Consider the following 24,469-nt stretch of genomic DNA (forward strand, 5'->3'; position numbering starts at 1 on the left):
TCATATGTTAAAAGCACCACAAAAACTATTATTAACGGCACTATTAACTACCACTCTGAGCGCTTGTCAAAGCACCTCCACAAATGTTACGTCAGGTCAAAATTCACCAGACATAAACACTGTCGCCCAAGAACAATACAATGGGCCCAAAGCTCGTATTGCTGTTGCACGCTTTACCGACAAATCAAACAACTCAAAATGGTGGCGTAAAGAAATAGGGGACGGTATGGCTGATCAATTAACTACGGCACTCGTATCAACAAATCGCTTTATTGTTTTAGAGCGCCAAGCGCTTGATGCTGTTTTATCAGAACAAGACCTAGCAGCCTCAGGTCGCGTTAGTGCATCATCGGGTGCCGCTTATGGTGAGATTGAAGGCGCTGAAATAGTCGTTATTGCAGCGGTAACTGAATTTGATGACGATAGCTCTGGTGCAAGTGTTGGCAGTGGCGGCTTTATGGGTGATGTATTTAGCTCTGTATCCGCTGGTTTCTCAGGCTCGCATATGGCGATTGATCTTCGTCTAATAGATACACGCACATCACGCATTTTAGCTGCAACAAGTGTTGAAGGTGGCAGTAAAGATTTTGACTTTACTGGAGCCGCAACCAACTTTGGTGGCGCACTTGTTGGCGGTAATATTAGTGGATGGTCTGATACCCCTAAAGAAAAAGCCCTTCGTGAAGTTATTATTAAAGCAGTTGAGTTTTTAGAAACTAAAATTCCAGATACTTACTATCGCTATAACAGTAACAACACTTTAGCATCGGGTTACACTGCGCCGCCACCGGCAGCTGTACAAGCAAAAACAGTCAGCAAGAGCGCTGTAACAGTTGATGTACCAACCCATAGAATGCCACATTATGAAAAGATGGATTTAGCAATGTCGCGCCTAAGCTTAGTATGTTTGGGTTACCTAAGAAACCAGCCTGATTACGAAGAATTTGAAACACAGGATGTTGAGTACGATCGTAAAACAGTTATCGCACTTCGTGAGTACCAACAAGACAAAAAACTAAAGGTAACGGGTTTAGCTGATGAAACAACTAAAAAGTCACTTGATGATAGTGGTTGTATTGCTAAAACGAACAAATCAAGCCTCGAAAGTATAGGCAACATGTTTAAGTTTAATTAATAAATATTATCTTTAAGTTTAAAATGAAAAACGGCTGTTACTTAGAGCCGTTTTTCAATCTATACGTAATAACTCACCACGATAAAAATCACACACTAACCAAATTTGCTCAAATTGATAGGTTCTTGGAAAGTTAAGGTCATTGATCACAGCTTCAAAGTCAGCTTTGTGCCAAATAGTACTGGCGTTACGAATAACAAGCCAAGTACGCTCTGAATAATAACGTTTTTTCGCTTTTTGTTTCAGCAACCGCTCTAATGCAGCCCGCAACCTCTGTTCACTTGGCTTTTGTGCCATATCTGCCAAATCTCGTTGCATTTGCATTGACAACGATCGTCCTAAAACAGCCATCGCTTCTGTTTCGCTGGCATATAAATGAGCAATTTCTATATCAAGCTGTTCACTCTCTTGATAACAACTAACGTCAGGTTTATTAGGCTCATTATGCCAAATGTTGCGCATATGAACACCCAACTGCTGCTCATAGCAACGTAAAAACAATTTAGCAGCATCATGCTCTAACTGACGTTTTTCCTCATCACTGCTGCGTTTCATTCAACACCTTGTAAACATCATTCAGTAAGCTTGAAGCACCAAATCTAAATGTATTTGCTTGCAAATAATCATCACCCATTATTGCGCGTGCTAGCGCTAAATAATCACTGGCATCGGCAACAGTTTTAACACCGCCGGCAGCTTTAAAGCCCACACGTTTATCCGAGTTTTTAATGGCTGTTAGCATAATTTTTGTTGATTCAAGGGTTGCATTAATGGCCACTTTACCCGTACTGGTTTTTACAAAATCGGCACCACCTTCAATTGCCAATTGAGTAGCCTGCGTTATAAGTGCTTCAGTTTTAAGCTCACCGCTTTCTATTATTACTTTTAGTTGCGCGCGCGACCCACATGCTTTTTTACTTTCGCTTACATAACTAAGTACTGTTTGAGCATCGCCCGCTATGAGTTTTTTGTAAGGAATAACCAAATCAATTTCGTCAGCGCCGCGCTCTATTGCAATAAGTGTTTCGTTAATTACATCACTCAGTGGCGCATCACCTGTTGGAAAGTTAGTGACTGTTGCAACTTTTATGTGGTTAAGCTCACGCGCTGAGAGTGCTATTTTTGCATCATCAACAAAGTCGCTATAAACACATACTGCGGCAGGCATGCCCAGCGTCGGGTTTATGCTATCAACAAGTGCTTGAATGCTTTTGGTGGTATCGCTGGTGTTTAAGCTTGTTAAATCCATCAGTGCGACTGCTAATGCGGTATCTTTTTGGTGTTGTGTCATTAGAGCTCCGTTGCTTATGTAATACCAATTTTATTAAAAACATGATCATTTTAGCGTATTAAATAACTCACTAACTACGTTAAAAATTATTTATATAGAACAACTATGTATCATAATTTTAGCCTTGTTATTGAGCTATTTTCTCGTCGCTATTATAGATCACTAATTTAATGCAATTGGTATAAGTACAAAATAGAATATGCTTCCATATTAACAAATTAAACCAAACTCGCTATAGCTCATAACCAAACACTATAAGCTGTTTATTTTACTTGTAACTCGGCGCAATCCCTTGTTAACTAACTCTTAGGCCTAAAAAGCCCACCTATTATAACTTTTGGTTATATCAACTTGGTTTTAATTATTTTTTACTTATTGATAGCCGCTATATTCTGCTTATCAGAATAAAGCGTTTTCTTATATTTGAATTTGTTTAGGGGTCTTATTAACGTGCAGTATTTACCTATCTTTACCAAACTCGACAACAAACCAGTATTGGTTGTTGGCGGTGGAGAGGTCGCATTACGCAAATGTCGCGCGTTTTTAAAAGCGAGAGCGAGCGTTACTTTAGTAGCGCCTTGGTTTTGCAACGAACTAAAAGAGCATGCGCATAATAATGAAGTAACGCTTATTGATGCTTATTTTGATGAGTCGCATCTCGATGGCAAAATGCTTGTTATTGCAGCAACCGACCGCGATGAAGTAAACAACGACGTATTTGAACTTGCCAATGCCCGCAATGTATTTGTAAACGTGGTTGATGACCAACCTAAATGTACGTTTATATTCCCATCCATTGTTGACCGCGACCCAATTACGATTGCTATATCAAGTGCAGGCACAGCGCCGGTACTTGCACGTCGCTTACGCGAAAAGCTCGAAACCCTTATTCCGCATCATATTGGCCCACTTGCAACACTTGTCGGTGGCTTTAGAGACAAAGTAAAAAAACGCTTTAAACATTTTTCAGACCGCCGCCAATTTTGGGAAGGCGTGTTCGACTCATCTGTCGTGAGTAAAGTACAAACTGGTGACACTCAAGCCGCACAGCAGCAACTAGAGCAAATGCTAGATGCTAAAGCAGAACCTGAAGGCGAAGTATATGTAGTAGGTGCAGGCCCAGGCGACCCAGAGCTTTTAACACTTAAAGCACTGCAACTTATGCAACAAGCCGATGTGGTTGTATACGACTTTTTAGTGTCTGACGAAATTATGGAATTAGTGCGCCGCGATGCTGACCTTATTTGTGTAGGCAAACGTTTAGGCGATCATAGTGTTGTTCAAGACGACACCAACCAAATGCTGGTCGACCTTGCTAAACAAGGCAAAAAAGTGTGCCGCATTAAAGGTGGCGACCCGTTTATTTATGGTCGTGGTGGCGAAGAAGTACAAGTACTGGCTGCTAACAACGTAAATTATCAAATTGTACCGGGTATTACAGCTGCTGCAGGTTGTAGTGCGTATGCGGGTATTCCGCTTACGCATCGTGACCATGCACAAGCCATTCAATTTGTAACGGGCCACTGTAAAAAAGACGGTCAAGAACTTGATTGGCAATCACTGGCAAAAGCAAATCAAACGCTTGCTATTTACATGGGCGTAATTAAATCGCCGCACATACAAAGCGAGCTTTTAAAGCATGGCCGCAAAGCCGACACGCCTGTTGCCATTATCGAAAATGGTACACGTAAAAATCAGCGTGTAGTCACAGGCCAATTAGGCGAACTTGCCGACTTAATTGAACGCAACAGCATTATATCGCCTGCGCTACTCATTATTGGCGAAGTAGCCGCCCTGCACTCGCAACTAGCATGGTTTGGGAAAAACGAACAAACAAGTAGCTTTGCACAGCCGCTAACAGATGTATCAAATACATAACCGAATTTTAAATTTGTAACTTTTAATCATTTTAGTAGGACGACTAACAATGGCTTTAACTCACCTTCAGCAACTTGAAGCTGAAAGTATCAAAATCATGCGCGAAGTCGCCGCTGAGTTTGAGAACCCAGTAATGCTTTACTCTATTGGTAAAGATTCGTCGGTACTTTTGCACTTAGCGCGTAAAGCATTTTACCCTGCAAAAATTCCGTTTCCGTTATTGCACGTAGACACCAATTGGAAGTTTCGTGAAATGATTGAGTTTCGCGACCGTATAGCTAAAGAATACGGTTTTGACCTACTGGTACACAAAAATCCAGAAGGCATTGAAATGGGTGTAGGCCCGTTTACGCATGGCTCGGGTAAACATACCGATATAATGAAAACCCAAGGCTTAAAGCAGGCACTTAACAAATATGGTTTTGATGCTGCATTTGGTGGCGCACGCCGCGACGAAGAAAAGTCACGCGCAAAAGAACGTGTTTACTCGTTCCGCGACAAACACCACCGTTGGGACCCTAAAAACCAACGTCCTGAGCTTTGGAATACTTATAACAGCCAAGTTAATCCGGGCGAAAGCATTCGTGTTTTCCCTTTGTCTAACTGGACTGAGCTTGATATTTGGCAATACATTTACCAAGAAAACATCGACATGGTACCGCTTTACCTAGCAAAAGAGCGCCCTGTTGTTGATCGCGACGGTACTTTAATTATGGTTGACGATGAGCGTATGCCACTTAACGAAGGTGAAGTACCGCAAATGAAATCTGTACGTTTTCGTACATTAGGCTGCTACCCACTTACCGGTGCAGTTGAGTCTACAGCTAGTACTTTAACCGAAATTATTGAAGAAATGCTGCTATCTACGTCATCTGAACGTGAAGGTCGTGTTATCGACCATGATTCAGCCGGCTCAATGGAGAAGAAAAAACGTGAGGGGTATTTTTAATGTCTAGCCAAAATAACGATACATTTAACGAAGTAAAAGAAATAGGCATAGACGCCTACCTAGCACGCCAACAAGACAAAAGCTTATTACGCATGCTTACGTGTGGCAGCGTAGATGACGGTAAATCAACATTGATTGGCCGCCTACTGCACGACAGCCACCAAATTTATGAAGATCAGCTAGCAGCCCTTCATAAAGATAACGAAAAAGTAGGTAATGCAGGTGAAGATCTTGACCTTGCATTATTAGTTGATGGCCTACAAGCTGAGCGCGAGCAAGGCATTACCATTGACGTAGCGTACCGTTACTTTTCAACGGCTAAGCGTAAATTTATTATTGCCGACACACCTGGGCACGAGCAATACACGCGCAACATGGTAACGGGTGCATCAACAAGCGATGTCGCCATTATTTTGGTTGATGCGCGTTACGGCGTACAAGTACAAACTAAGCGCCATAGCTTTATTTGTGACTCGCTGGGCATTAAGCAGTTTGTTGTTGCCGTTAATAAAATGGATATCGTTGATTTTGACGAAACCGTGTATGAAAAAATTAAGGCTGATTACCTTAAATTTGCTGAGCAACTTAACGTATCAAACATTAAGTTTGTGCCTATGTCGGCGCTTAAAGGCGACAACGTAGTAACACGCTCTGCACATACACCGTATTACACCGACAAGCCGCTACTTGAATTACTAGAAGATTCGCCAGCAGCCGAAACAGATACAGGCTTTGAAGCCCGCCTACCAGTGCAATATGTAGTGCGTCCTAACTTAAACTTCCGTGGTTTTCAGGGCACACTTACATCAGGCAAGATACACGTAGGCGATGCAATAAAAGTATTACCGTCGGGTAAAACATCAAGCATTAAAGAAATTGTTACCTTTGATGGCAACCTAGACAGCGCCGAAGCGGGCCAAGCAATTACCGTTACCCTAAATAACGAAATTGATATTAGCCGAGGGGATGTAATAGTACCTGCAGATTCAACGGCCGTTGTGACTAACCAGCTGCAAGCTAAAATTGTGTGGATGCATGAGTCGCCATTAGTATTAGGTAAAAGCTATAACCTAAAACTAGGCAGCAAAAACACCTCAGCTATTGTTACAAAAATTGATTACACAATTGATGTGAATACGCTTGAACACGGCACTAGCGACTCACTGCAGTTAAACGAAATTGCAATTGTGACGCTTGAACTAACCGAAACTATTTTGGCAGACGAGTACCACAGCAATCACGAAACAGGCTCGTTTATACTAATCGATCGCTTATCAAACCTAACGGTTGCTGCGGGCATGATTGAACAAGTACTGCAAAGCCAAGCACAGCAAAGTAACTTTAGCGAATTTGAAGTTGAATTTAACAGCTTAGTACGCAAGCACTTTCCGCATTGGCAAGCGCTTGATATTTCTAAGTTATAAGTTAACTTTAGCCTGTTAGGAATTTAAAAGCATGGTAGAACAGCTCGTTTTAACAGGCATTATGCTTACCTTAGTCGGGTGCCTTTTTGGCACCCGTATTAATCCAGCATGGTTATTTGTAAGCGCCATTGGCACCAGCTACTTAGCAGGGCTAATCGATCTTGAAAGCATGCTAATTAATTATGCTAACCCGTCGCTTATCACCTTAGTACTATTGGTGTTAGTGTCGACCGCAATAGAAAAAACCACCCTAATTCAAAAATTAGCGCAATCGCTATCTAAAGGTAGTTTAGTAAAATCGGTAACAAAATTGGGGTTATCAACCGCCTTTTTATCGTCGTTTACTAACAATACCGCCGTTGTTGCATCGCTTATTACCGCGATAAAAGACAACCCTAATCACTCCCCTTCAAAGCTATTATTACCGCTGTCGTACACTGCTATTTTGGGCGGCACTATTACGCTTATTGGTACATCAACCAACTTAATCGTCAATGGCTTTGCAGTTGATGCGGGCATGGAACCGCTGGGCTTTTTTGACTTTACCTTAGTGGGTTTAGGCGCGCTAAGCGTAGGCCTAATTACCATTTTAGTAATGCTAAAATACTTACCCGACAACGGTAAAAGCGACCAAGAAGTCGTGCCTTTTTACCTAGAAGGCAAAGTACAAGCAAACTCAAAATTAATAGGTCAAACCGTTGAAGAAAACGGCCTGCGTGATTTAAAAGACTTATTCCTTGCTGAAATCATTCGCGATGGCAGCCGCATTTGCGCAGTCACCCCGCAGCAAATTATTCAAAAAGATGACGTGCTGCTGTTTGTAGGTGACATAAAATCGGTGCCATTACTTACCCGTTTCGACGGCCTAAAAGTAGTGCACGAGAATCATCAAAAAGACATAGAACACTTAGTAGAAGTAGTCGTAAGTCAGTCATCAAAATTTATTGGTAAAACCGTAAAAGAAGCCCGCTTTAGAGAGCAATTTCATGCTGCTGTTATTGCCATTCGCCGTGGGCACGACCGCTTACAAGGCGGCCTTGGGCAAGTACAACTACAAGCTGGCGACTCACTAATACTCGCGCCAGGCAAAAACTTTTACACCTTGCCTAATTTAAAGCGCGAATTTGTGTATATTTCAGGGTTTGACTTACAAGCCCACCTTGCACCTAAACAATCAAACATTGTGCTACTAAGCTTTGCCGCAGTACTGGGTTTAAGCATTATTGGCATAGTGCCGCTGGTTAAAGGCTTATTAGTATTACTGATTGGCTTAATGCTCAGTGGTACCATAAAACTTAACGAAGTAAAACGCCGTTTTCCTATCGAGTTACTCGTAGTCGTAGGTAGTGCCATTGGCCTTGCCAAGTTAATGATAGGCACCGGACTTGCCGGGCAAATATCCAGCGCCCTGTTTATGGTACTTGGGGATTTTGGCCCGTACGGCGCATTTATTGCCATATTTTTAATGACCGTATTATTTACCGAGCTCATAACTAATAACGCAGCAGCTGCCTTGTCGTTCCCTGTTGCTTACTCGCTCGCGGTTGGTTTTAATGTAGATCCGCTACCGTTTATTATGGCGGTTGCCTTTGGCGCATCAGCCAGCTTTATATCGCCATTTGGGTATCAAACTAATCTAATGGTTTATAGCGCGGGTAACTATCGCTTAAAAGATTACATAGTGATGGGCTTACCCCTTTCTATTATTTATTCAATCACGGTATTAACCTTGATCCCGTTGGTATTTCCATTTTAATACTAGCGCTCACAGCATGAGAGACTCTCACTATGGACGAAAATATAGTTTGGCATAACTACGCAACTACAAAAGCACAGCGTAGTGAGCAAAAAAAACATAAGCCCGCTATTTTATGGTTTACCGGCTTTTCAGGCTCTGGCAAAAGTACTGTAGCAAACGCATTAGAAGCAGCGCTTAACCAACAAGGTACGCACACTTACCTGCTAGATGGCGACAACGTACGCCACGGTTTATGTAAAGACCTAGGCTTTAGCGACGAAGACCGCATTGAAAACATACGCCGCGTGGGCGAAACCGCAAAGCTAATGACCGACGCTGGCTTGTTAGTACTCACTGCGTTTATATCGCCTTTTAGAGCAGAACGCGACATGGTGCGCAGCTTAGTAGACGAAGGCGAATTTATCGAAGTATTTATCGATACCCCACTGGATGTATGCGAAAGCCGCGATCCAAAAGGCTTATACAAAAAAGCCCGCGCTGGAGAGATAAAACACTTCACGGGTATCGATTCAAGCTACGAAGTGCCAAACAATCCAGAAATAATTTTAGATACAAGTAAAAACACCCTAGACCAATCGGTTACACAACTGATAACGTATCTAAAACAAAAGCACATAATATAGGTTAACCCCATGAATCAAACCGAACTGCTAGAAGAAACCCTCATCCTTGCCCGCAAAGCAGGCCAAGCGATAATGGGAATTTACGAAAAGGACTTTAACGTTGAGTATAAAGCCGACGAAAGCCCCGTAACCGACGCCGATTTAGCAGCTCACAAACTGATTGTAGCAGGGCTTCAACAGCTCACACCCGACATTCCAATACTCAGTGAAGAAAACGCCGACATAAGCTGGGATGTACGCCAAACATGGAAAAGCTACTGGTTAGTTGACCCAATCGACGGCACTAAAGAATTTATTAAAAAGAACGGTGAATTTACCGTAAACATCGCCCTAATTAAAAACGGCATTCCTATTTTAGCCGTAGTAGATGCACCTGCCCTTGGCGTATCGTACTTAGCCGCCGAAGCCATTGGCGCATTTAAAGATAAAGGCGATGAACGAATAGAACTTAAAGTAACCACCAAACCTAACAAAGGGTTAATTCGTGTTGTAGGCAGCCGCTCGCACCCATCACCCGATTTAGCTGAGTTTGTAAAACGCTTTGATGAGGTTGAAATGGTGTCTAAAGGCAGCTCACTAAAGCTGTGTTTAGTGGCCGAGGGCAGCGCCGATATTTACCCGCGCTTAGGTCCAACATGTGAATGGGATACAGGCGCAGGCCATGCAATCGCCGAAATAGCCGGTGCTAAAGTCACTAAGCTTGATGGCAGCCCGCTTATTTATAACACCAAAGATGAATACTTAAATCCGTATTTTATTGTAAGTGCGATAGAAGAGTAAGCACGGTTTAGCGTAGGTTGGGTTGAGTGAAACGAAACCCAACATCTTTAAATCATGAGCTTTAAGCAGACGCCAATAAGTCTGGATTTTCACTCGTAATAAGATAGCTTAAACCACGAATAGTGCTCCTGTAACTAATTATGCTCTGGATTCTATTAAAAAACAATTTCACCACCGAGAGCACAGAGTCGCTTCGCTACACAGAGGTTTGAAACCTAAGCTAAAAACATAAGTCGGAATCTCGCCTAAGCTCAACTCTAACTTACTCTTCTGATAAACCTAAATTATCGATGACTTTAAATTTCTGATCTTCTGTAATATCTTGATGTTGAAAACATTGAATTTTGTTTTTTAAGTATACCTTTTCATCTGTCGTAACTTTTAGTAGGTGCTGTCGAAAATAAATAGCTTCAGGTTCAGCAAACTTAGCATTATTTATAAGGAGTAATGTCGCATTTGCTGAAACACTAGCTAGACAAATACTTAAAATATTTTCCATTCTCTTTTCATCAAAATTGAATTTTGAGTCATCGAATTGTGTAAATACCAAATAATGTATTGTTAACTCAATTGAATTCATACTTAGTTCGTCTAAGTTTTCAAGTAAAAACTTTCTAAAATCTATGCCCTGTGTAAAACTTTTGGCTTTCTCAGCGATCTTCCGGCGTTCTTCTATCTCTTCAACATCAAAATAATGACCATTAGAATCCTTTTTAACAAATAAACTAGGTAACTCTTGGTCTATAAAAAGATAATCGTAATGCCAAGTAAGGATCCTGAATAACAAAGGTTGAGCTGATTCAATCCCGACTAGTTTACTTAGTACTTCTTTAAAATGGCCTTCACAAATGACAGTTCGTAATAATGGATCTTCTAAAATACTGAGGTGTAAAAATAGACCTGCCTTTTCAGCCTGCTTATTGTCTAAAACAGCAAAGGCTAACAACTTTCTCTTATTCTTACTTTCAATGTCATCACCAACTCCAAAAACACCATTAAAACGCTCAAAACTAACTAACCACCGATGATCTGAGCATATATAATTAGCTAACTCTGCTACGTTTTCAGGGGATATCGTTTTAAAACATTTCAACACTTCCTGATCTCTTAGTTCATTTTTAGGAACGGTTTCTAATAAAATTCTATTTAAATAATTCACTGTATCTTGCGAATTACCGACTCCTTGAAGATAACCTCTCCCATCTTTTTTAGCGAAATTACCTTTAGCTTCCATCAAGTGGTCAGGTAAATCAACTAAACACTCAAGAAGTGAAGTTAATGCTTTATTTTCAATGGGGGAGGAGTTATTAGTAACTAGGTCGTGTAACATTTCTTTAATACTTCTACCGCCTTCAACTGGATTTATATTGGAACCTGTACCATTTAGTAGCCTCGGATAGTTACTGATAAACTGATTGAATAATACTGGTTTTAGTTCTCTTAAAGTCATTAGTAACATTAAAGAATCAAATGCCACTTCTCCTAGAAGTTTTTCATTTACCCAACACTTATCAACTCGGCGCATAACACGCTTGAGCATGCGCATTGAAATAATTAAATTGCTAGCAATAATTCCAGGGAGGTAACGCTTTTCACTAAAAATATCAGAGGTTAATTTTTTGTATCTATTAAAATTAGTAATAAATGGTTCATTTGTTAAAACCATTTCTTTATTAAATATCTCTTTAGTACTTAATTCAGCCCACTTACATAACTTATCTCTAAAATCTTGCTCTACAATCGTCTCAACATAGTCAGCTATCTTACTCAACACCTCAATATGCTCAATTTTAGTATTACCCATCGCAACGATAAAATTGATATGACTTAAGTTTCTATTTTTCAATCTATCTAGTAGCGCGGCTATAGCATTTAAACGTTTTTCACTTTCTTCATCAGTACCACGATCAACATCTTGCAGAGTAATCAATAATTTATGGTTTGTTTTTTTTAGTACATCGTTAAGTTTTTGAAAGCGTGTATCTGTATCAACAGGGCCTGCGAGTAAGGTGGATGCAAACTGGAAAAAGCTACCGCCTGACTTTAACGCTTCGGTGTAATGCTTCGGTAAGGCACGAAAAGCGCACATATCAATGTGCTGACTTATATCGTCGATAATATGGCTCAATACAACATGCGCAACGCTACCAGTTGCTGCGCCCCAAGTAGATATATCGCTGTGTATCCAAACACTCTCTTTTTCAGGTTTTTTTGCCAAACCATTCATAATACTTTCGACGATACTACTTTTACCGCAACCATAAGGCCCACATAGCGCTATGTGTTGTGCTAAATCTTTTTCATACTTATCACCACCATTTTTTAGCCGCTCGGTGATACGCTTTGCATACACCTGTAGGTCGGGCTCTAACATTTCTATACTTTTGATAGTTGAATCATCTTTGAACCATTCTCTGAAATCGTCTAACGTTTTTAGTTCTGGGCTTTCTTTAGTTTCAATCGGCTCAATTTCAGAAGTAAAGTTTTGTTGTTTGCTTTGCCTGTGTTCATCGCACAATAAGTAAATCGCTAAAATTAAATAACTAGCTGCTAGGTTGATAAATACATAAAAAGCTGCTGCTATATAAGCAAGACCAACAGCAAAACCTACATACATAGTCGATAGAGCAACTAATACAGCAGTAAAAATTGGCTTTTGGGTATAAAGCTTTGCCTGATAAATGACGGTTATGAGCATGCCAATAAACGTAAGTGCTAGGTATTTTAAGCTCATAAAGCTTTGTGCGTATAACGCAGCTTCATCAAATTTTGGTGCTGTGCTTAGCATATAAAAAGCAGTCAGAAAGTATGATGCTAATACAGCAATTGTCACAGGCGGATATCGCCAGTTAAACTCAATACTGCGTTTAGTATGCGATATATAAAACTTATCAAGCAGGAGTTTTATGCCAATACCCGCTAAAAATGCGCTGCTGTAATGCAAAACCGGATTCGCATTTAAAATAGCGCTCCAACTTGAATATGCCTTTTGTACAAGACCAACTTTGCTTAAAAATACAGTAATTGTTGCAGCAGTAATTGCGCACAATAAAAGAGAGAGCCAGCGCGTGGCTGTAATGGGGAGAGTTTTAACTTGTGACAACTTAATATCCTTATCAATACGTTACCTTGCCAGTGTATATCAATTGAATATTATTGGATAAGCAAGTTTAAGAAATAAAGTCGCCTCTTGCCTTTACCACTCGAATGACGCTATGGCTTATTGGGTTTCACTTCGCTCTACCCAACTTACGTTTTGATATAAAAATGAAGTTTTATTACTTTAGGTCTTGTTTTGAGTTTAGGGCGAAAGTCAAAAAAGAATGTACCGACCCTATTCCTTCTACAACCCTTAACGATTTTGCTGGGCGATAAAAGCAAGCGAGTGTTGATTAAATAAGTCTGGGCGCTCCACATTACAGACATGGCCGCAATGGTGAATAGTTTGCAGTACGCTGTTTTTATGACGCTTAACCATTTCTTTAACAGGGCCAAGGAACATATGATCTTCCTTACCCATAATGTACAGAATGGGAATATCAATGTCTTTTCCTTTGAAATATTGCATTAAAGGATTTACGTCCATGGCTAATTTAAACCATTTTATAAACTCTTTTTGGCACAAGCGTTTTGCTTCACGAACAAACAAAAGTCGAGATTCTTTATGACGCTTTTTCGGCATCATAATAAAAGCAAATAAGCGATACAGCCACATATAAGGAAGGAAGTGTTTAAAAGTATTACCTAAATAAACCAATGTATTACTGCGCGTATTAAAACGAGTAACCGCTCCACCTAGCACCATGCTAGAAACATATTGCGGCGCAATTTCAGCAATATTTCGAATAATAATTGTGCCCAATGAAATGCCAACAAAGTGTGCGCTGGTGATATTGTTATGATCTAACACATCGATAATGTCTTTAGAGACATTATTAAATGAATAATTATTATCAACAAAGTTTTGTACTAAGTTATTCGATTTACCGTGACCACGAAGATCTAGCAGCAATACATTATATTCTTTTTTATAGGCTTTAAGCTGACGAAACCAAATTGCCGAACTACCACCTGCTCCATGGACAAATACAACCCATGTTTTACTGGTTTCGTGCGCAAAAGTAGTATGGAAAAGAATTTCTTTGCTCATTGCAGTTAGCGGCCTATTTACTTCGTTTGGCATATTCAATTGTAGGAAGTATAACGGAGTTTAATAAAAATCTCTTATGAAGTTGAGATCAATGGCTTCTACTTAACAGCTTTTGGGAGCAGATTTTGATTTTTAAATGAAAACCAATAAAAATGACCTTCCCCTATTTTTACGTTATGAAAACCGCCTTCCTCGGCTTTCCTGCTAGCATGACGCTATAGCGTGTTGGGTTTCGCTCTAACCAACCTACCCCGTACAGTAACTCTATAATGTGGCTTGCCATTTATGGCTTTTGCTCACTTTTACACCACTGTTTCGTATTCATGACACTTACCCTCCAATTGAGCCTAATTAATTAGTCTAAAAATCTCTTCAAAACATGAAAAATGTCTCTAAAAACTATACCCTTCGGCGCAGTTATTATTTAAATAATGGATGAGCACACACACATGACAACATCTCAAGATGCAACGCTTTCAAATGCATCACCAAACACACACACAAATTCAAGCAAAAATTCAAATACAAAAACTAAATGGAACCTGCACGATACGCAGTGGACATTAAGTTTATTTGGTACCGCCGTTGGTGCGGGTATTTTATTTTTACCTATTAACATTGGTATTGGCGGTTTTTGGCCGTTAATTATTATGGCGTGTTTAGCGTTCCCAATGACCTTTTTTGCGCACCGTGGATTAGCGCGCTTTGTACTTTCATCAAAAAATAAAGATGCCGATTTTACCGATGTAGTTGAAGAGCACTTTGGTGTGACTGCGGGCCGGTTAATTTCCTTGTTGTACTTTTTATCTATATTCCCAATTTTGCTTATTTACGGTGTGGGCTTAACCAATACCGTTGATAGCTTTATGGTTAATCAAATGGGGATGGAATCACCTTCTCGCGTGCTACTTTCGGGCGTATTAGTTGCAGGCATGATTAGCTTAATGATGGGCGGCGAGCGCTTAATGCTACGTGCCTTTGCTATTTTAGTGTATCCGCTTGTGGGCATATTGTTCTTTTTATCACTTTATTTAATCCCTAGCTGGCAAATGCCAGATATGACGGTGCCTGAAATAGGCAGCTTTGGTAAAACGTTGTGGTTATCGATTCCTATTATTGTGTTTTCGTTTAGCCACGCAGCGGCTATCTCAAGCTTTGTAAATGTGCAACGCGGTCATTACGGCGAACAAGCTACACGTAAGTCTGAGGCGATTTTAAAGCGCACTAGCTTGCTACTTATTACCTTTGTACTGTTATTTGTGTTCTCTTGCGTGCTGTCGCTTACAGGCGAGCAAATGGCAGCGGCTAAAGCGGCTAACGTATCGGTTTTATCCTACCTTGCTAATATTACTGATAACTCGTTTATTGCCACACTTGGGCCACTTGTTGCCTTTATTGCTATTACATCGTCGTTTTTGGGTCATTTTTTAGGTGCACGCGAAAGCTTTACAGGATTAGTAACTAAACAAACAGGCTTAAGCGCTGGCGTTACCGATAAAATTGGTGTGTTAATCATGTTTTTAGCTATTTGGTTTTGTGCTGTTAAAAACCCAAGTATTTTAGACATGATGGATCAGTTATCGGGCCCTATCATTGCGATGATTTTATTCATTATGCCAATGATTGCTGTTTATAAAGTACCTGCACTTAATAAATACCGAAATCGCTTTAGCACGCTATTTATATTAGCGGTTGGCTCGCTTGCTGTATTTGCACTTTTATACAGCATGCTTAAGTAATAAAGCTGTTTATACAAAAGCCCGGCTACTTTTTAGCTGGGCTTTTTTGTGTGCTGTTTATCTCAAATTGTTTTTTTATAGTCGCTCTTCAGGCATGTTATAAATTAACTAGCCTAAAAATAAAACAATTATGCACTTTACTAAACAACTCCTACTTTACGTAAGCTTGCTAACTACGCTTGTTTTAAGCCTCTTTGTTAAAGCTGATGACGCTCCCGCTATTTTATCGATGAAAGAGCGCGCTACGTTTATAGATAAAATAACTGAGCTTAGAGTTAATACCTTAATGCCCTCGTTAATGAAGCAGCACAACACTGATATGTGGCTACTTATAAGTCGAGAATATAACGAAGATCCAATATTAAAAACAATGCTGCCAGCAACATGGCTTTCAGCCAGACGCACCACTATTTTGCTATTTGCACTTAATAAACAAGGTGGTGTTGATGCTTACGCTATTGCGCCTTATAAAATAGGTAACGTATTTAAAAAAGGGTGGGATAAACAAACACAACCAAGCCAGTGGGAAGCACTCAATACACTTATTGAGCAATACAAACCTCGCAACATTGCGCTTAATACTTCTACCGACTGGGCACATGCCGATGGCCTTGTGCTAGGCGATTACAAAACCTTAATGGCTAACTTGCCCGCCGCTTATCACAATAAAATAATTTCTGCAGAGCCGCTTGCTGTTGCGTGGTTAGAGCAACGCATTCCTGAAGAAGTTAAAATGTATAAACATATTGTCGCTATTGCCCATCATATTATTGCAGAGGGGTTTTCGGGTAAAACTATTACGGTGGGTAAAACAACTAGCGATGACTTGGTATGGTGGTTTAGAGAGCGCGTAAAAGAGCTAAAACTACAAACATGGTTTCACCCAAGTATTGCTATTCAGCGCGCCGATGCGAAGTCGTTCGATCATGAAGAAAGCTTTACCAATGGCTACGATGATAACGTTATACAAGCCGGTGACTTGCTTCATGTAGATTTTGGGATTACTTATTTACGCTTAAATACCGACACGCAGCAGCATGCGTATGTGCTCAAAGAAAACGAAACGAGTGCGCCTAGTTACTTAGTTGAAGCACTAAAAAGCGGTAATAAACTACAAGACATATTTACCAGTCAATTTGCGGTAGGTAAAACCGGTAATGAGGTTTTAGCTGCAGCACGAAAAGCCGCTATTGATCAGGGATTAAAACCCACTATTTATACTCATCCTCTTGGCTATCATGGCCACGCTGCTGGCACTACATTAGGTATGTGGGATTCTCAGCAAGGTGTACCGGGAGATGGTGACTATCCGCTGCATTTAAATACGGCTTACTCAATTGAGCTTAACAATGCTGTGTTTATAAAACAGTGGAATAAAGAAATAAGAATAATGCTAGAGGAAGATGCTATTTTTGATAAAAGCGGTATCTGGTATTTAAATGGCCGACAAACACAGCTATTGCTTGTAAAATAAAGCATAAAAAATGGCGCTCACTGAGCGCCATTTTTAATTTAATTCGTTGCTATTATTCTGTATCTGGCAGGTTACGGCCATAGAATATTTCTTGCATTTCACGGGTCAGCTTTGAGCGAATTTCGTCTTCTTCGCCCTCTGATAAATCTGCCGTAGAAAGGCCGAATAAATACGTGTTTAGATCGGTTTCTTTTAACATCATTTTGGTATGGAACAGGTTTTCTTGATACACATTCACGTCCATCATTTGGTACGCTTCTTTTGTATCTTCTGTCATGAAGTTTTGAATCGAGCTAATAGCATGATCAATGTAGTGCTTAACACCGTTTATGTCGCGGGTAAAACCACGAACGCGGTAGTCAATTGTTACTACGTCTGATTCAAGGCTATGAATTAAGAAGTTTAACGCTTTAAGTGGCGAAATAATGCCACAAGTAGACACTTCAATATCAGCACGGAATGTACAAATACCATCATCAGGGTGAGCTTCTGGGTATGTGTGTACACAAATGTGGCTTTTATCTAGGTGCGCAACAACTGAATCAGGTAATGGGCCTGGTGCTTCGTCAGCATCGTAATTTTGCTGCTCTTCTACTGGTTCTTCTGAAACCAAAATAGTTACACTTGCGCCTTGCGGTTCATAATCTTGGCGCGCTACATTTAAAATGTTAGCACCAATAATATCAACAACTTCACCTAAAATGTCGGTTAGTCTATCTGCACTGTACTGCTCATCGATATATTCAATATATTCTTTACGTTGTTGCTCGGTCTTTGCGTAACAAATATCATAAATACTAAAGCTTAAACTTTTGGTTAAATTGTTAAAGCCATGAAGTTTAAGTTTATCGAAGGGTTTGTTCATAATAAACCAACCTATAAATTAGTGGGTTCTGCACCTGCAGAATGAAAAGTTCGCGGATTTTATACGAATTTCCCTCGTGGAAAAAGCGTTATTTTGCTTGATCTTGCACAACTTCGTGGCTATGCGTAATTTCTACTGTTTTATCAAGCATTAATGCAACTGAGCAATACTTTTCAGCAGAGAGTGAAACCGCGCGTGCAAGATGCTTTTCAGACACATTATTGCCTTTAACAACAAAGTGTAAGTTGATTTTGGTAAACACACGTGGGGCTGTTTCGGCGCGCTCTGCACTTAGTTGTACTTGTACATCTGAAAAATCTTGTTTGGCTTTTTTTAAAATACTAACCACATCAACTGATGAACAACAGCCAACTGACATTAAAACCATTTCCATTGGGCTTGGTGCTGCACTATCGCTGCCGCCATCAAACACAACATTGTGGTTAGAATTAGAACGACCAATAAACGTATCGCCTTCAACCCATTTTACATTTGCTTGCATTGTTATATCTCAAAAAAATATTTTCTTGATTGTAAGCAAGTTAGCCGTAGTTGCAAATGAAAATGCAACGCAGGGCTATAAAATGACTAAGATTGTTGCGTTAAAGCGCTATCAAAGAGGTTTTTTACTAAACCTGCAAATTCATCTATAAAGGCATGCTGTTCAACCGTGACAGGCTGTGAGGTGATGCTACTGAGGACTTCTTCTAAATCGTAAACTATGCCATCAACTTCACGTACAATTTGACTACGCTGCTCTGTGTTGAGGTTTGTGTGCTGCTCGCAAATAAGCATCACATTTTGTGCAATAACGTCTTCGATTAATTCCATTACTGTTGGGGCACCTGGTTTTATTTCGCCTGGCTTCTCAAACAATGCTAAATTTTGAGTTAGATACATGATCAAATCATCGTACCCTTGCCTATCTAAAACCATTTTTGTACCACCTTTGTATAATTAATTATTTTTGATTTAAGCAGAAAGCGCTGTTGATTGCTAGCTTTGCGCGTTAGCAATACAAAAAAAGCAGCCGAAGCTGCTTTTATAATAATTAAGTAGTATTACTACTTAATCTATTCTTAAGCCTGGGCTTAGTGTTGCTGGCATAGCAACTTTTTCAAGCTCAACTGAAGCTACAGGGTATGCACAGTAATCGGCTGCGTAATACGCGCTTGCTCTGTGGTTGCCCGATGCGCCAATACCACCAAACGGTGCTGCGCTTGATGCGCCAGTAATTGGGCGATTCCAGTTAACAATACCTGCACGAATACGACGTAAGAAATGGTCGTAATCTGCTGCACTGTCACTTAATAAACCAGCCGATAAACCAAAGGTTGTATCGTTTGCTTTATCAATGGCTTGGTCAAAGTCGTCAAAGCGGAATACTTTTAAAAGTGGTCCAAAATGCTCTTCATCTGGGAAGTCACTAATATTTGTACACTCAATAATACCTGGTGTTACAAAGCCAGTATTAGCTGTGTGCTCAAGTTCTACTAATACTTCACCACCAAGCTCAACAAGCTCGTTTTGCGCTTTAACCATGCCTGCAGCTGCAGCTGATGAGATCATAGAGCCCATAAATGGCTGGTCTGCATCGTCATAATTACCTACTTTAATCGCTTTAGTTGCTGTGATTAAACGCTCAAGTATCACATCGCCTTTGCTACCAGTTGGTAAAAATAGTTTACGTGCACACGTACAACGCTGGCCACTTGAGATAAACGCTGATTGAATAATATCGTGTACAACGGCTTTAGTGTCTTCAACGTCGGTAATAATAAGTGGGTTGTTGCCACCCATTTCTAACGCTAAAATTTTACCCGGTTGACCCGCAAACTGTTCATGTAAAATATGACCAGTACGCGAAGAACCCGTAAAGAACAAGCCATCAATACCTTTGTGAGCAGCAAGGGCTTTACCCGTTTCTACTTCACCTTGTACAAGGTTAATGACACCTGCTGGTAAGCCTGCTTTTTCCCACAGTTTAAGCGTAAGCTCAGCTACTTTAGGAGTAAGTTCAGACGGTTTAAACACAACCGTGTTACCTGCTAAAAGCGCTGGCACAATGTGGCCATTAGGTAAGTGACCCGGAAAGTTATACGGACCAAATACGGCTACAACACCATGTGGCTTATGACGAATCATCGCACGGCCAAGTGGCATTGCGTTTTCTACGTCGCCAGTGCGCTCTAAAAATGCTTTTTCAGAAATGGCAATTTTACCAACCATAGCACCCGCTTCTGTGCGAGTTTCCCACAATGGCTTACCTGTTTCTTGTGCAATAGTAATAGCGAGCTCTTCGCTGTTTTCTTTTAATTGCGCTGCAAATGCTTTAATTATTTCCAAGCGCTCAGTAAAGCTTTTATCAGCCCATGCATAAAACGCTTCGCGCGCTGCATTTATTGCGGTGTCTACTTGCGCCGCAGTGGCCGATGAAGCCTGCCAAATAACGTCGTTATTTGCAGGGTTTACTGAATTAAATTCTGTGCCTTGGCCTTGTGACCATTGACCATTTATAAATTGTGCAGGATGAGTCATATACTTTCTCCTAAATTAAATCGTGGTTGCACTAACAATATCGCCAGTTTGCAAATGCAGTGCATCTGCTATTTCTTGCGATAAAATAAGGCTTTTTGCGCGCTCGTCAAATGTCATTGGTGCAACGGTTGCTCTGAAACCTTCAAGCTTTTCGTTCGCTAGTAACACCATGGTGTCGCCAGTCATTTCGCCAATTTCAACGTTAAAGTGATTTGCATTACGAATAGTCGCAATGTTATCTACTTTTGCTTCAACCGTTGGGCCGCCGTCAAAAATATCTACGTAGCCATTAAACGTAAAGCCTTCGCTTTTTAATAACTCGATTGCTGGGCGAGTGTTGTCGTGTACTTTACCTATTACGGCTTGCGCATCTTTACTTAGCAAGTTTACGTAAATTGGGTATTTAGGCATTAATTCAGCAATGAAAACCTTTTGGCCAATACCTGTTAGGTAATCGGCTGTTGGAAAATCCATTGAGAAAAAGTGCTCTTCAAGCCACTGCCAAAAAGGGCTGCTGCCGTTTTCGTCAGACACACCGCGCATTTCTGCGATTACTGTTTGCGCAAAACGCTCTTGATGCTGTTTTATAAACATAAAGCGCGCTTTTGAAAGTAGCTTACCGTTACAATTTTTACGATAACCATCTTTTAAAAACAATGTGCAAAGCTCTGTAGCACCTGTGTAGTCGTTACATAGCGTTAGAATATCAACCGCTTTGTATACGCCTAATGTGCGCGAAGAGTGAATCACTTTACTTAAGTGATAATGATAAAATGCATCATCAAGCCCTACCGCAGCTTCAATTGCAGATGTTCCTACAACTTCACCGGTTTCGCTATCTTCAAGAACAAACAGGTAGCCTTCGTCACCAGGTTGTGACGTTTGTTTAGCAAAAGAGCTTACTGAATGGTCGATCTTTTTTTGCAATAGTTCTTCGTTTAATGGCAAAGACGTAAAACCATGCCCTGATTCATGGGCAATTTTCAGTAATGCTGAATAATCATTTTGCTGGATTGGGCGAAGGATCATCATGAGTCCGCTTGCTCCCTTATAAATAACGGTAAATAGGAATTGCAGGGCAAGCAGTGCTTGCCCTTTATTGGTTGGCTTAAGTCGCTTATACGTTTACTACGCTTGCTACTGCTTTTTCAAAGCGTGCCATACCTTCGCGAATGTCCGCATCAGGAATTACTAAAGATGGAGTGAAACGTATTACGTCTGCACCAGCAACTAATGACATAAGGCCTTGCTCAGTACCTGCCACTAAAAACTCTTTTGCACGACCTTTATATTGCTCGTTCACTACTGCACCAATTAATAAACCTTGGCCACGGATTTCGCTAAATACGTTATATTTTTCGTTAACCGCAGTAAGTAGTTCATTAAATAATGCTGCTTTAGCTTTTACGCCAGCAAGTACTTCTGGCGTATTTACTGTATCAAATGCAGCTTCTGCAACAGCACACGCAAGCGGGTTGCCGCCATAAGTAGAACCATGAGTACCTACTTTAAGATGCTGTGCAATTTCAGTTGTTGTGATCATAGCGCCAATAGGGAAACCGCCGCCAAGTGCTTTAGCTGAAGTTAAAATATCAGGTACTATGTTTAAGCCTTGGTATGCGTATAAATCGCCAGTACGACCAACACCTGTTTGTACTTCATCAAAAATAAGCAGTGCGTTATGCTTAGTACATAAATCGCGAACGCCTTGAGCAAACTCGTCAGTTGGTGAAACAATACCGCCTTCACCTTGAAGAGGTTCCATCATTACGGCACATGTTTTGTCGCTGATTAGCGCTTCAAAAGCAGCTAGGTCATTGTAATCACAATGTACAATGTCGCCAGGCTTAGGACCAAAACCATCTGAATATGCAGCTTGGCCGCCAACAGTTACGGTAAAGAATGTACGACCGTGGAAACCTTTGTTGAACGCGATGATTTGTGATTTTTCTGCGCCAAACTTATCAAGTGCAAAACGACGCGCTAACTTAAGCGCTGCTTCGTTTGCTTCTGCGCCTGAGTTGGCAAAATAAACTTTTTCAGCAAATGTAGCATCAACCATTTTTTTAGCTAGGCGAAGTGCCGGCTCATTGGTCATTACATTTGATAGATGCCAGATTTTTTCGCCTTGCTCTTTTAATGCGCCTACTAATGCAGGGTGGCAATGGCCAAGACAGTTAACTGCAATACCACCAGCAAAGTCGATAAACTCTCGACCTTCTTGATCCCATACGCGAGAACCTTCGCCTCGAACAGGAATTACGCTTGAAGGTGCGTAGTTAGGAACCATTACGTGATCAAATAATTCGCGATTGACTGTCATTTTATTTCCTCTTAATTGTGAGCAACACAAAACATCAAAATAGGTGTTTGGTTAATATTTGTAACCAACTTTATAGGCAAGATCAGTAACCTGATAATTGCGCAAAATTGCTTTGTGGTTCAATTTTCAGACGCACATTATTTCAGAATTACTTATATCTGTCTCGTTAAAAACTTTCATGTATCCCTTGAAAATAAAGGGCTAAAGATATTATTTCATAGATAGTGAATAACTATTTGCATAGCCATTCATACTTGGTTTTAGACAACTAACCGCATGAGCGCAGAGGCAAGCACGCTTTAATCGGCAAATATGCAATATAACAATAGAGTGAGAATGAATGGTTAGTCGCAAAAAAATTAACAAAAAATTCAGATTTTTAGTCAATTTGAATAGCTAAATTGGTAAAATTACTCGATTGGAGGGTTTTTAGTTCCGTTTTAGTGAACTTAAAGTACGAAAACCAGCTTAGAGTTTCATCAGGCTCAATAAGTTGATGCTCTTTTAAATTAAGATATTGAGAGTAGCAACGTGCCTTTAGCATTACTTCTGTTAATGGCAGTAATGTATCGCCCTTATCTACCCCATTTACTAGCTGCTGCATTACACCTTTAAACGGTAAATATTTAAAAGCCATTTTGTCTATTACTTTGGCGCTTACTTCTATCGACTTATTGCTAAGTAGAGTGGTTAAAAATAGCGGGTCGGGCTGTAGCTCTAATAATGCGGTGTGTAAATCTTTTTGGTTTTCATTTCGGGCTAACTGCACTTTGCGTTGCCATACTTTCTCAAACGTTTTTAAGTACAAGCGCACTAATGCAATTCGCCCTACATCTAAAAGCATTCCAAGGGTAAATGCATGTACGTCATTCACATTATTAATTTGTGCAATTTTTTGCGCAGCAATCGCGTTTGCCATCGCGCTGTCGCGTAGCCGGCGTTTTAATAATGAAAATGGTTCGGTGCTATGTGGCATCCAATGACGCGCAGCAAATGTAGGAATAACTAGCTGTAAGTTATCAAGGCCAATATAACGAAGGGCAAGCGATGGTTTATCTACTTTTACAGACGTATTTTTACTACGCTGATTACGATAGTAAGGTAAATTAACAAGCGTTACTAACTCTCTACCCAACCAGCTTATATCATTAACTAGTGGCTCTAAACGCCCTACCGACGCTGACTTTACCGCTAATATATCGAGTATATTGGCAATACCATCTTCAATACCTATAGTACTGTGAATTACGCCATCTATATCTTCGAGCTGCTTATATATAGCTGTTTCAATTGTTTTGTGCAGTTGCTCACTCGCTTGAGCGCGGTACTTATGATGTGCAGTACTGCTTTGCTGGCGTTTATTCTGTGCGGCCACTTCAACCTGAAGCAAAGTACGTTGCTTCATGGGTTCGCCGTAATCTATATCTAATGTATGAATGAAACCAATTTGCTGATGCGCAAAGCTGTGCCCAAGCAATAAGTCATGAGCCCGTTGGCTTAGTATTTTGGCAGTACGCTGTTGCGCTACAAGTTCAGTCATG

Annotated in this window: 20 protein-coding genes; 9 read left to right on the plus strand and 11 right to left on the minus strand. The window is 40.5% G+C overall.

The window, feature by feature from the left end:
• The first annotated feature begins 4 nt into the window (after nucleotides 1-4).
• A complete protein-coding gene (locus I6F47_RS15110; protein ID WP_197184131.1) occupies nucleotides 5-1,135 on the plus strand; it encodes a CsgG/HfaB family protein in 1,131 nt (376 codons plus the stop codon).
• A gap of 54 nt (nucleotides 1,136-1,189) precedes the next feature.
• On the opposite strand, the gene I6F47_RS15115 is transcribed toward I6F47_RS15110, so the two are convergent.
• Complete coding sequence (locus I6F47_RS15115) at nucleotides 1,190-1,690, minus strand: hypothetical protein (RefSeq protein WP_024589590.1); 501 nt, start codon at nucleotides 1,688-1,690, stop codon at nucleotides 1,190-1,192.
• Complete coding sequence (deoC, locus tag I6F47_RS15120; protein WP_197184132.1) at nucleotides 1,674-2,426, minus strand: deoxyribose-phosphate aldolase; 753 nt, start codon at nucleotides 2,424-2,426, stop codon at nucleotides 1,674-1,676. Before deoC ends, I6F47_RS15115 begins: the two co-directional genes overlap by 17 nt.
• A 450-nt stretch (nucleotides 2,427-2,876) precedes the next feature.
• On the opposite strand from deoC, the gene cysG reads away from it, so the two are divergent.
• The 6 genes from cysG to cysQ are packed head-to-tail and all read left to right on the plus strand — an operon-like array spanning nucleotide 2,877 to nucleotide 9,839.
• On the plus strand, nucleotides 2,877-4,304 hold the full coding sequence (gene cysG, locus I6F47_RS15125) for a siroheme synthase CysG (RefSeq protein WP_197184133.1): 1,428 nt from the start codon (nucleotides 2,877-2,879) through the stop codon (nucleotides 4,302-4,304).
• Nucleotides 4,305-4,353: 49 nt separating this feature from the next.
• Nucleotides 4,354-5,253: a sulfate adenylyltransferase subunit CysD gene (cysD, locus tag I6F47_RS15130; RefSeq protein WP_008133447.1), complete on the plus strand. Its 900-nt coding sequence runs from the start codon at nucleotides 4,354-4,356 to the stop codon at nucleotides 5,251-5,253.
• The gene (gene cysN / locus I6F47_RS15135; protein WP_197184134.1) at nucleotides 5,253-6,677 is read left to right on the plus strand and encodes a sulfate adenylyltransferase subunit CysN; all 1,425 of its coding nucleotides are present in this window, start codon (nucleotides 5,253-5,255) and stop codon (nucleotides 6,675-6,677) included. The genes cysD and cysN overlap by 1 nt, the downstream gene beginning before the upstream one ends.
• Before the next feature lie 31 nt (nucleotides 6,678-6,708).
• Nucleotides 6,709-8,433 (plus strand): SLC13 family permease, encoded by a 1,725-nt coding sequence (locus tag I6F47_RS15140; RefSeq protein ID WP_197102948.1) that lies wholly within the window; start codon nucleotides 6,709-6,711, stop codon nucleotides 8,431-8,433.
• Nucleotides 8,434-8,465: 32 nt separating this feature from the next.
• Nucleotides 8,466-9,059 carry an adenylyl-sulfate kinase gene (cysC, locus tag I6F47_RS15145; protein WP_007378439.1) on the plus strand — a complete coding sequence of 198 codons (594 nt, stop codon included), beginning with the start codon at nucleotides 8,466-8,468 and terminating at the stop codon, nucleotides 9,057-9,059.
• A 9-nt stretch (nucleotides 9,060-9,068) separates the two neighbouring features.
• Nucleotides 9,069-9,839 (plus strand): 3'(2'),5'-bisphosphate nucleotidase CysQ, encoded by a 771-nt coding sequence (gene cysQ, locus I6F47_RS15150; protein WP_024589584.1) that lies wholly within the window; start codon nucleotides 9,069-9,071, stop codon nucleotides 9,837-9,839.
• A 262-nt stretch (nucleotides 9,840-10,101) separates the two neighbouring features.
• On the opposite strand, the gene I6F47_RS15155 is transcribed toward cysQ, so the two are convergent.
• On the minus strand, nucleotides 10,102-12,942 hold the full coding sequence (locus I6F47_RS15155) for a P-loop NTPase fold protein (protein WP_197184135.1): 2,841 nt from the start codon (nucleotides 12,940-12,942) through the stop codon (nucleotides 10,102-10,104).
• Nucleotides 12,943-13,191: 249 nt separating this feature from the next.
• A complete protein-coding gene (locus I6F47_RS15160) occupies nucleotides 13,192-13,989 on the minus strand; it encodes an alpha/beta fold hydrolase (protein WP_197184136.1) in 798 nt (265 codons plus the stop codon).
• 449 nt (nucleotides 13,990-14,438) lie between these two features.
• On the opposite strand from I6F47_RS15160, the gene I6F47_RS15165 reads away from it, so the two are divergent.
• Together I6F47_RS15165 and I6F47_RS15170 are read left to right on the plus strand one after the other, a co-directional pair.
• A complete protein-coding gene (locus tag I6F47_RS15165) occupies nucleotides 14,439-15,728 on the plus strand; it encodes an aromatic amino acid transport family protein (protein WP_007580094.1) in 1,290 nt (429 codons plus the stop codon).
• Nucleotides 15,729-15,858: 130 nt separating this feature from the next.
• Nucleotides 15,859-17,202: a M24 family metallopeptidase gene (locus I6F47_RS15170; RefSeq protein ID WP_197184137.1), complete on the plus strand. Its 1,344-nt coding sequence runs from the start codon at nucleotides 15,859-15,861 to the stop codon at nucleotides 17,200-17,202.
• Between the two features lie 52 nt (nucleotides 17,203-17,254).
• On the opposite strand, the gene speD is transcribed toward I6F47_RS15170, so the two are convergent.
• From speD to I6F47_RS15205, 7 genes are all read right to left on the minus strand, one after another.
• Nucleotides 17,255-18,067 carry an adenosylmethionine decarboxylase gene (gene speD, locus I6F47_RS15175; protein WP_007376266.1) on the minus strand — a complete coding sequence of 271 codons (813 nt, stop codon included), beginning with the start codon at nucleotides 18,065-18,067 and terminating at the stop codon, nucleotides 17,255-17,257.
• An 88-nt stretch (nucleotides 18,068-18,155) separates the two neighbouring features.
• Nucleotides 18,156-18,569 (minus strand): OsmC family protein, encoded by a 414-nt coding sequence (locus I6F47_RS15180; RefSeq protein ID WP_002958863.1) that lies wholly within the window; start codon nucleotides 18,567-18,569, stop codon nucleotides 18,156-18,158.
• A gap of 86 nt (nucleotides 18,570-18,655) precedes the next feature.
• Nucleotides 18,656-19,003 (minus strand): DUF3802 family protein, encoded by a 348-nt coding sequence (locus I6F47_RS15185; RefSeq protein WP_007580087.1) that lies wholly within the window; start codon nucleotides 19,001-19,003, stop codon nucleotides 18,656-18,658.
• 132 nt (nucleotides 19,004-19,135) lie between these two features.
• Nucleotides 19,136-20,605, minus strand: a complete 1,470-nt coding sequence (astD, locus tag I6F47_RS15190) for a succinylglutamate-semialdehyde dehydrogenase (RefSeq protein WP_197184138.1) — start codon at nucleotides 20,603-20,605, stop codon at nucleotides 19,136-19,138.
• Nucleotides 20,606-20,620: 15 nt separating this feature from the next.
• Complete coding sequence (gene astA, locus I6F47_RS15195) at nucleotides 20,621-21,637, minus strand: arginine N-succinyltransferase (protein WP_024589579.1); 1,017 nt, start codon at nucleotides 21,635-21,637, stop codon at nucleotides 20,621-20,623.
• Nucleotides 21,638-21,722: 85 nt separating this feature from the next.
• On the minus strand, nucleotides 21,723-22,928 hold the full coding sequence (locus I6F47_RS15200; protein WP_101164427.1) for an aspartate aminotransferase family protein: 1,206 nt from the start codon (nucleotides 22,926-22,928) through the stop codon (nucleotides 21,723-21,725).
• Nucleotides 22,929-23,307: 379 nt separating this feature from the next.
• Complete coding sequence (locus I6F47_RS15205) at nucleotides 23,308-24,468, minus strand: HDOD domain-containing protein (protein WP_024593401.1); 1,161 nt, start codon at nucleotides 24,466-24,468, stop codon at nucleotides 23,308-23,310.
• Between the last annotated feature and the right edge of the window lies 1 nt (nucleotide 24,469).

The organism is Pseudoalteromonas sp. NZS37, from assembly GCF_015864265.1.
Lineage (GTDB): Bacteria > Pseudomonadota > Gammaproteobacteria > Enterobacterales > Alteromonadaceae > Pseudoalteromonas > Pseudoalteromonas arctica.

What these genes read in the sequence shown, in the direction of transcription:
- I6F47_RS15110 (WP_197184131.1), top strand. Translation starts at nt 5, where the DNA reads ATGTTAAAAGCACCACAAAAACTATTATTAACGGCACTATTAACTACC.
- I6F47_RS15115 (WP_024589590.1), bottom strand. Translation starts at nt 1,690, where the DNA reads ATGAAACGCAGCAGTGATGAGGAAAAACGTCAGTTAGAGCATGATGCT.
- deoC (WP_197184132.1), bottom strand. Translation starts at nt 2,426, where the DNA reads ATGACACAACACCAAAAAGATACCGCATTAGCAGTCGCACTGATGGAT.
- cysD (WP_008133447.1), top strand. Translation starts at nt 4,354, where the DNA reads ATGGCTTTAACTCACCTTCAGCAACTTGAAGCTGAAAGTATCAAAATC.
- cysN (WP_197184134.1), top strand. Translation starts at nt 5,253, where the DNA reads ATGTCTAGCCAAAATAACGATACATTTAACGAAGTAAAAGAAATAGGC.
- I6F47_RS15140 (WP_197102948.1), top strand. Translation starts at nt 6,709, where the DNA reads ATGGTAGAACAGCTCGTTTTAACAGGCATTATGCTTACCTTAGTCGGG.
- cysC (WP_007378439.1), top strand. Translation starts at nt 8,466, where the DNA reads ATGGACGAAAATATAGTTTGGCATAACTACGCAACTACAAAAGCACAG.
- cysQ (WP_024589584.1), top strand. Translation starts at nt 9,069, where the DNA reads ATGAATCAAACCGAACTGCTAGAAGAAACCCTCATCCTTGCCCGCAAA.
- I6F47_RS15160 (WP_197184136.1), bottom strand. Translation starts at nt 13,989, where the DNA reads ATGAGCAAAGAAATTCTTTTCCATACTACTTTTGCGCACGAAACCAGT.
- I6F47_RS15165 (WP_007580094.1), top strand. Translation starts at nt 14,439, where the DNA reads ATGACAACATCTCAAGATGCAACGCTTTCAAATGCATCACCAAACACA.
- I6F47_RS15170 (WP_197184137.1), top strand. Translation starts at nt 15,859, where the DNA reads ATGCACTTTACTAAACAACTCCTACTTTACGTAAGCTTGCTAACTACG.
- speD (WP_007376266.1), bottom strand. Translation starts at nt 18,067, where the DNA reads ATGAACAAACCCTTCGATAAACTTAAACTTCATGGCTTTAACAATTTA.
- I6F47_RS15180 (WP_002958863.1), bottom strand. Translation starts at nt 18,569, where the DNA reads ATGCAAGCAAATGTAAAATGGGTTGAAGGCGATACGTTTATTGGTCGT.
- I6F47_RS15185 (WP_007580087.1), bottom strand. Translation starts at nt 19,003, where the DNA reads ATGGTTTTAGATAGGCAAGGGTACGATGATTTGATCATGTATCTAACT.
- astD (WP_197184138.1), bottom strand. Translation starts at nt 20,605, where the DNA reads ATGACTCATCCTGCACAATTTATAAATGGTCAATGGTCACAAGGCCAA.
- astA (WP_024589579.1), bottom strand. Translation starts at nt 21,637, where the DNA reads ATGATGATCCTTCGCCCAATCCAGCAAAATGATTATTCAGCATTACTG.
- I6F47_RS15200 (WP_101164427.1), bottom strand. Translation starts at nt 22,928, where the DNA reads ATGACAGTCAATCGCGAATTATTTGATCACGTAATGGTTCCTAACTAC.
- I6F47_RS15205 (WP_024593401.1), bottom strand. Translation starts at nt 24,468, where the DNA reads ATGACTGAACTTGTAGCGCAACAGCGTACTGCCAAAATACTAAGCCAA.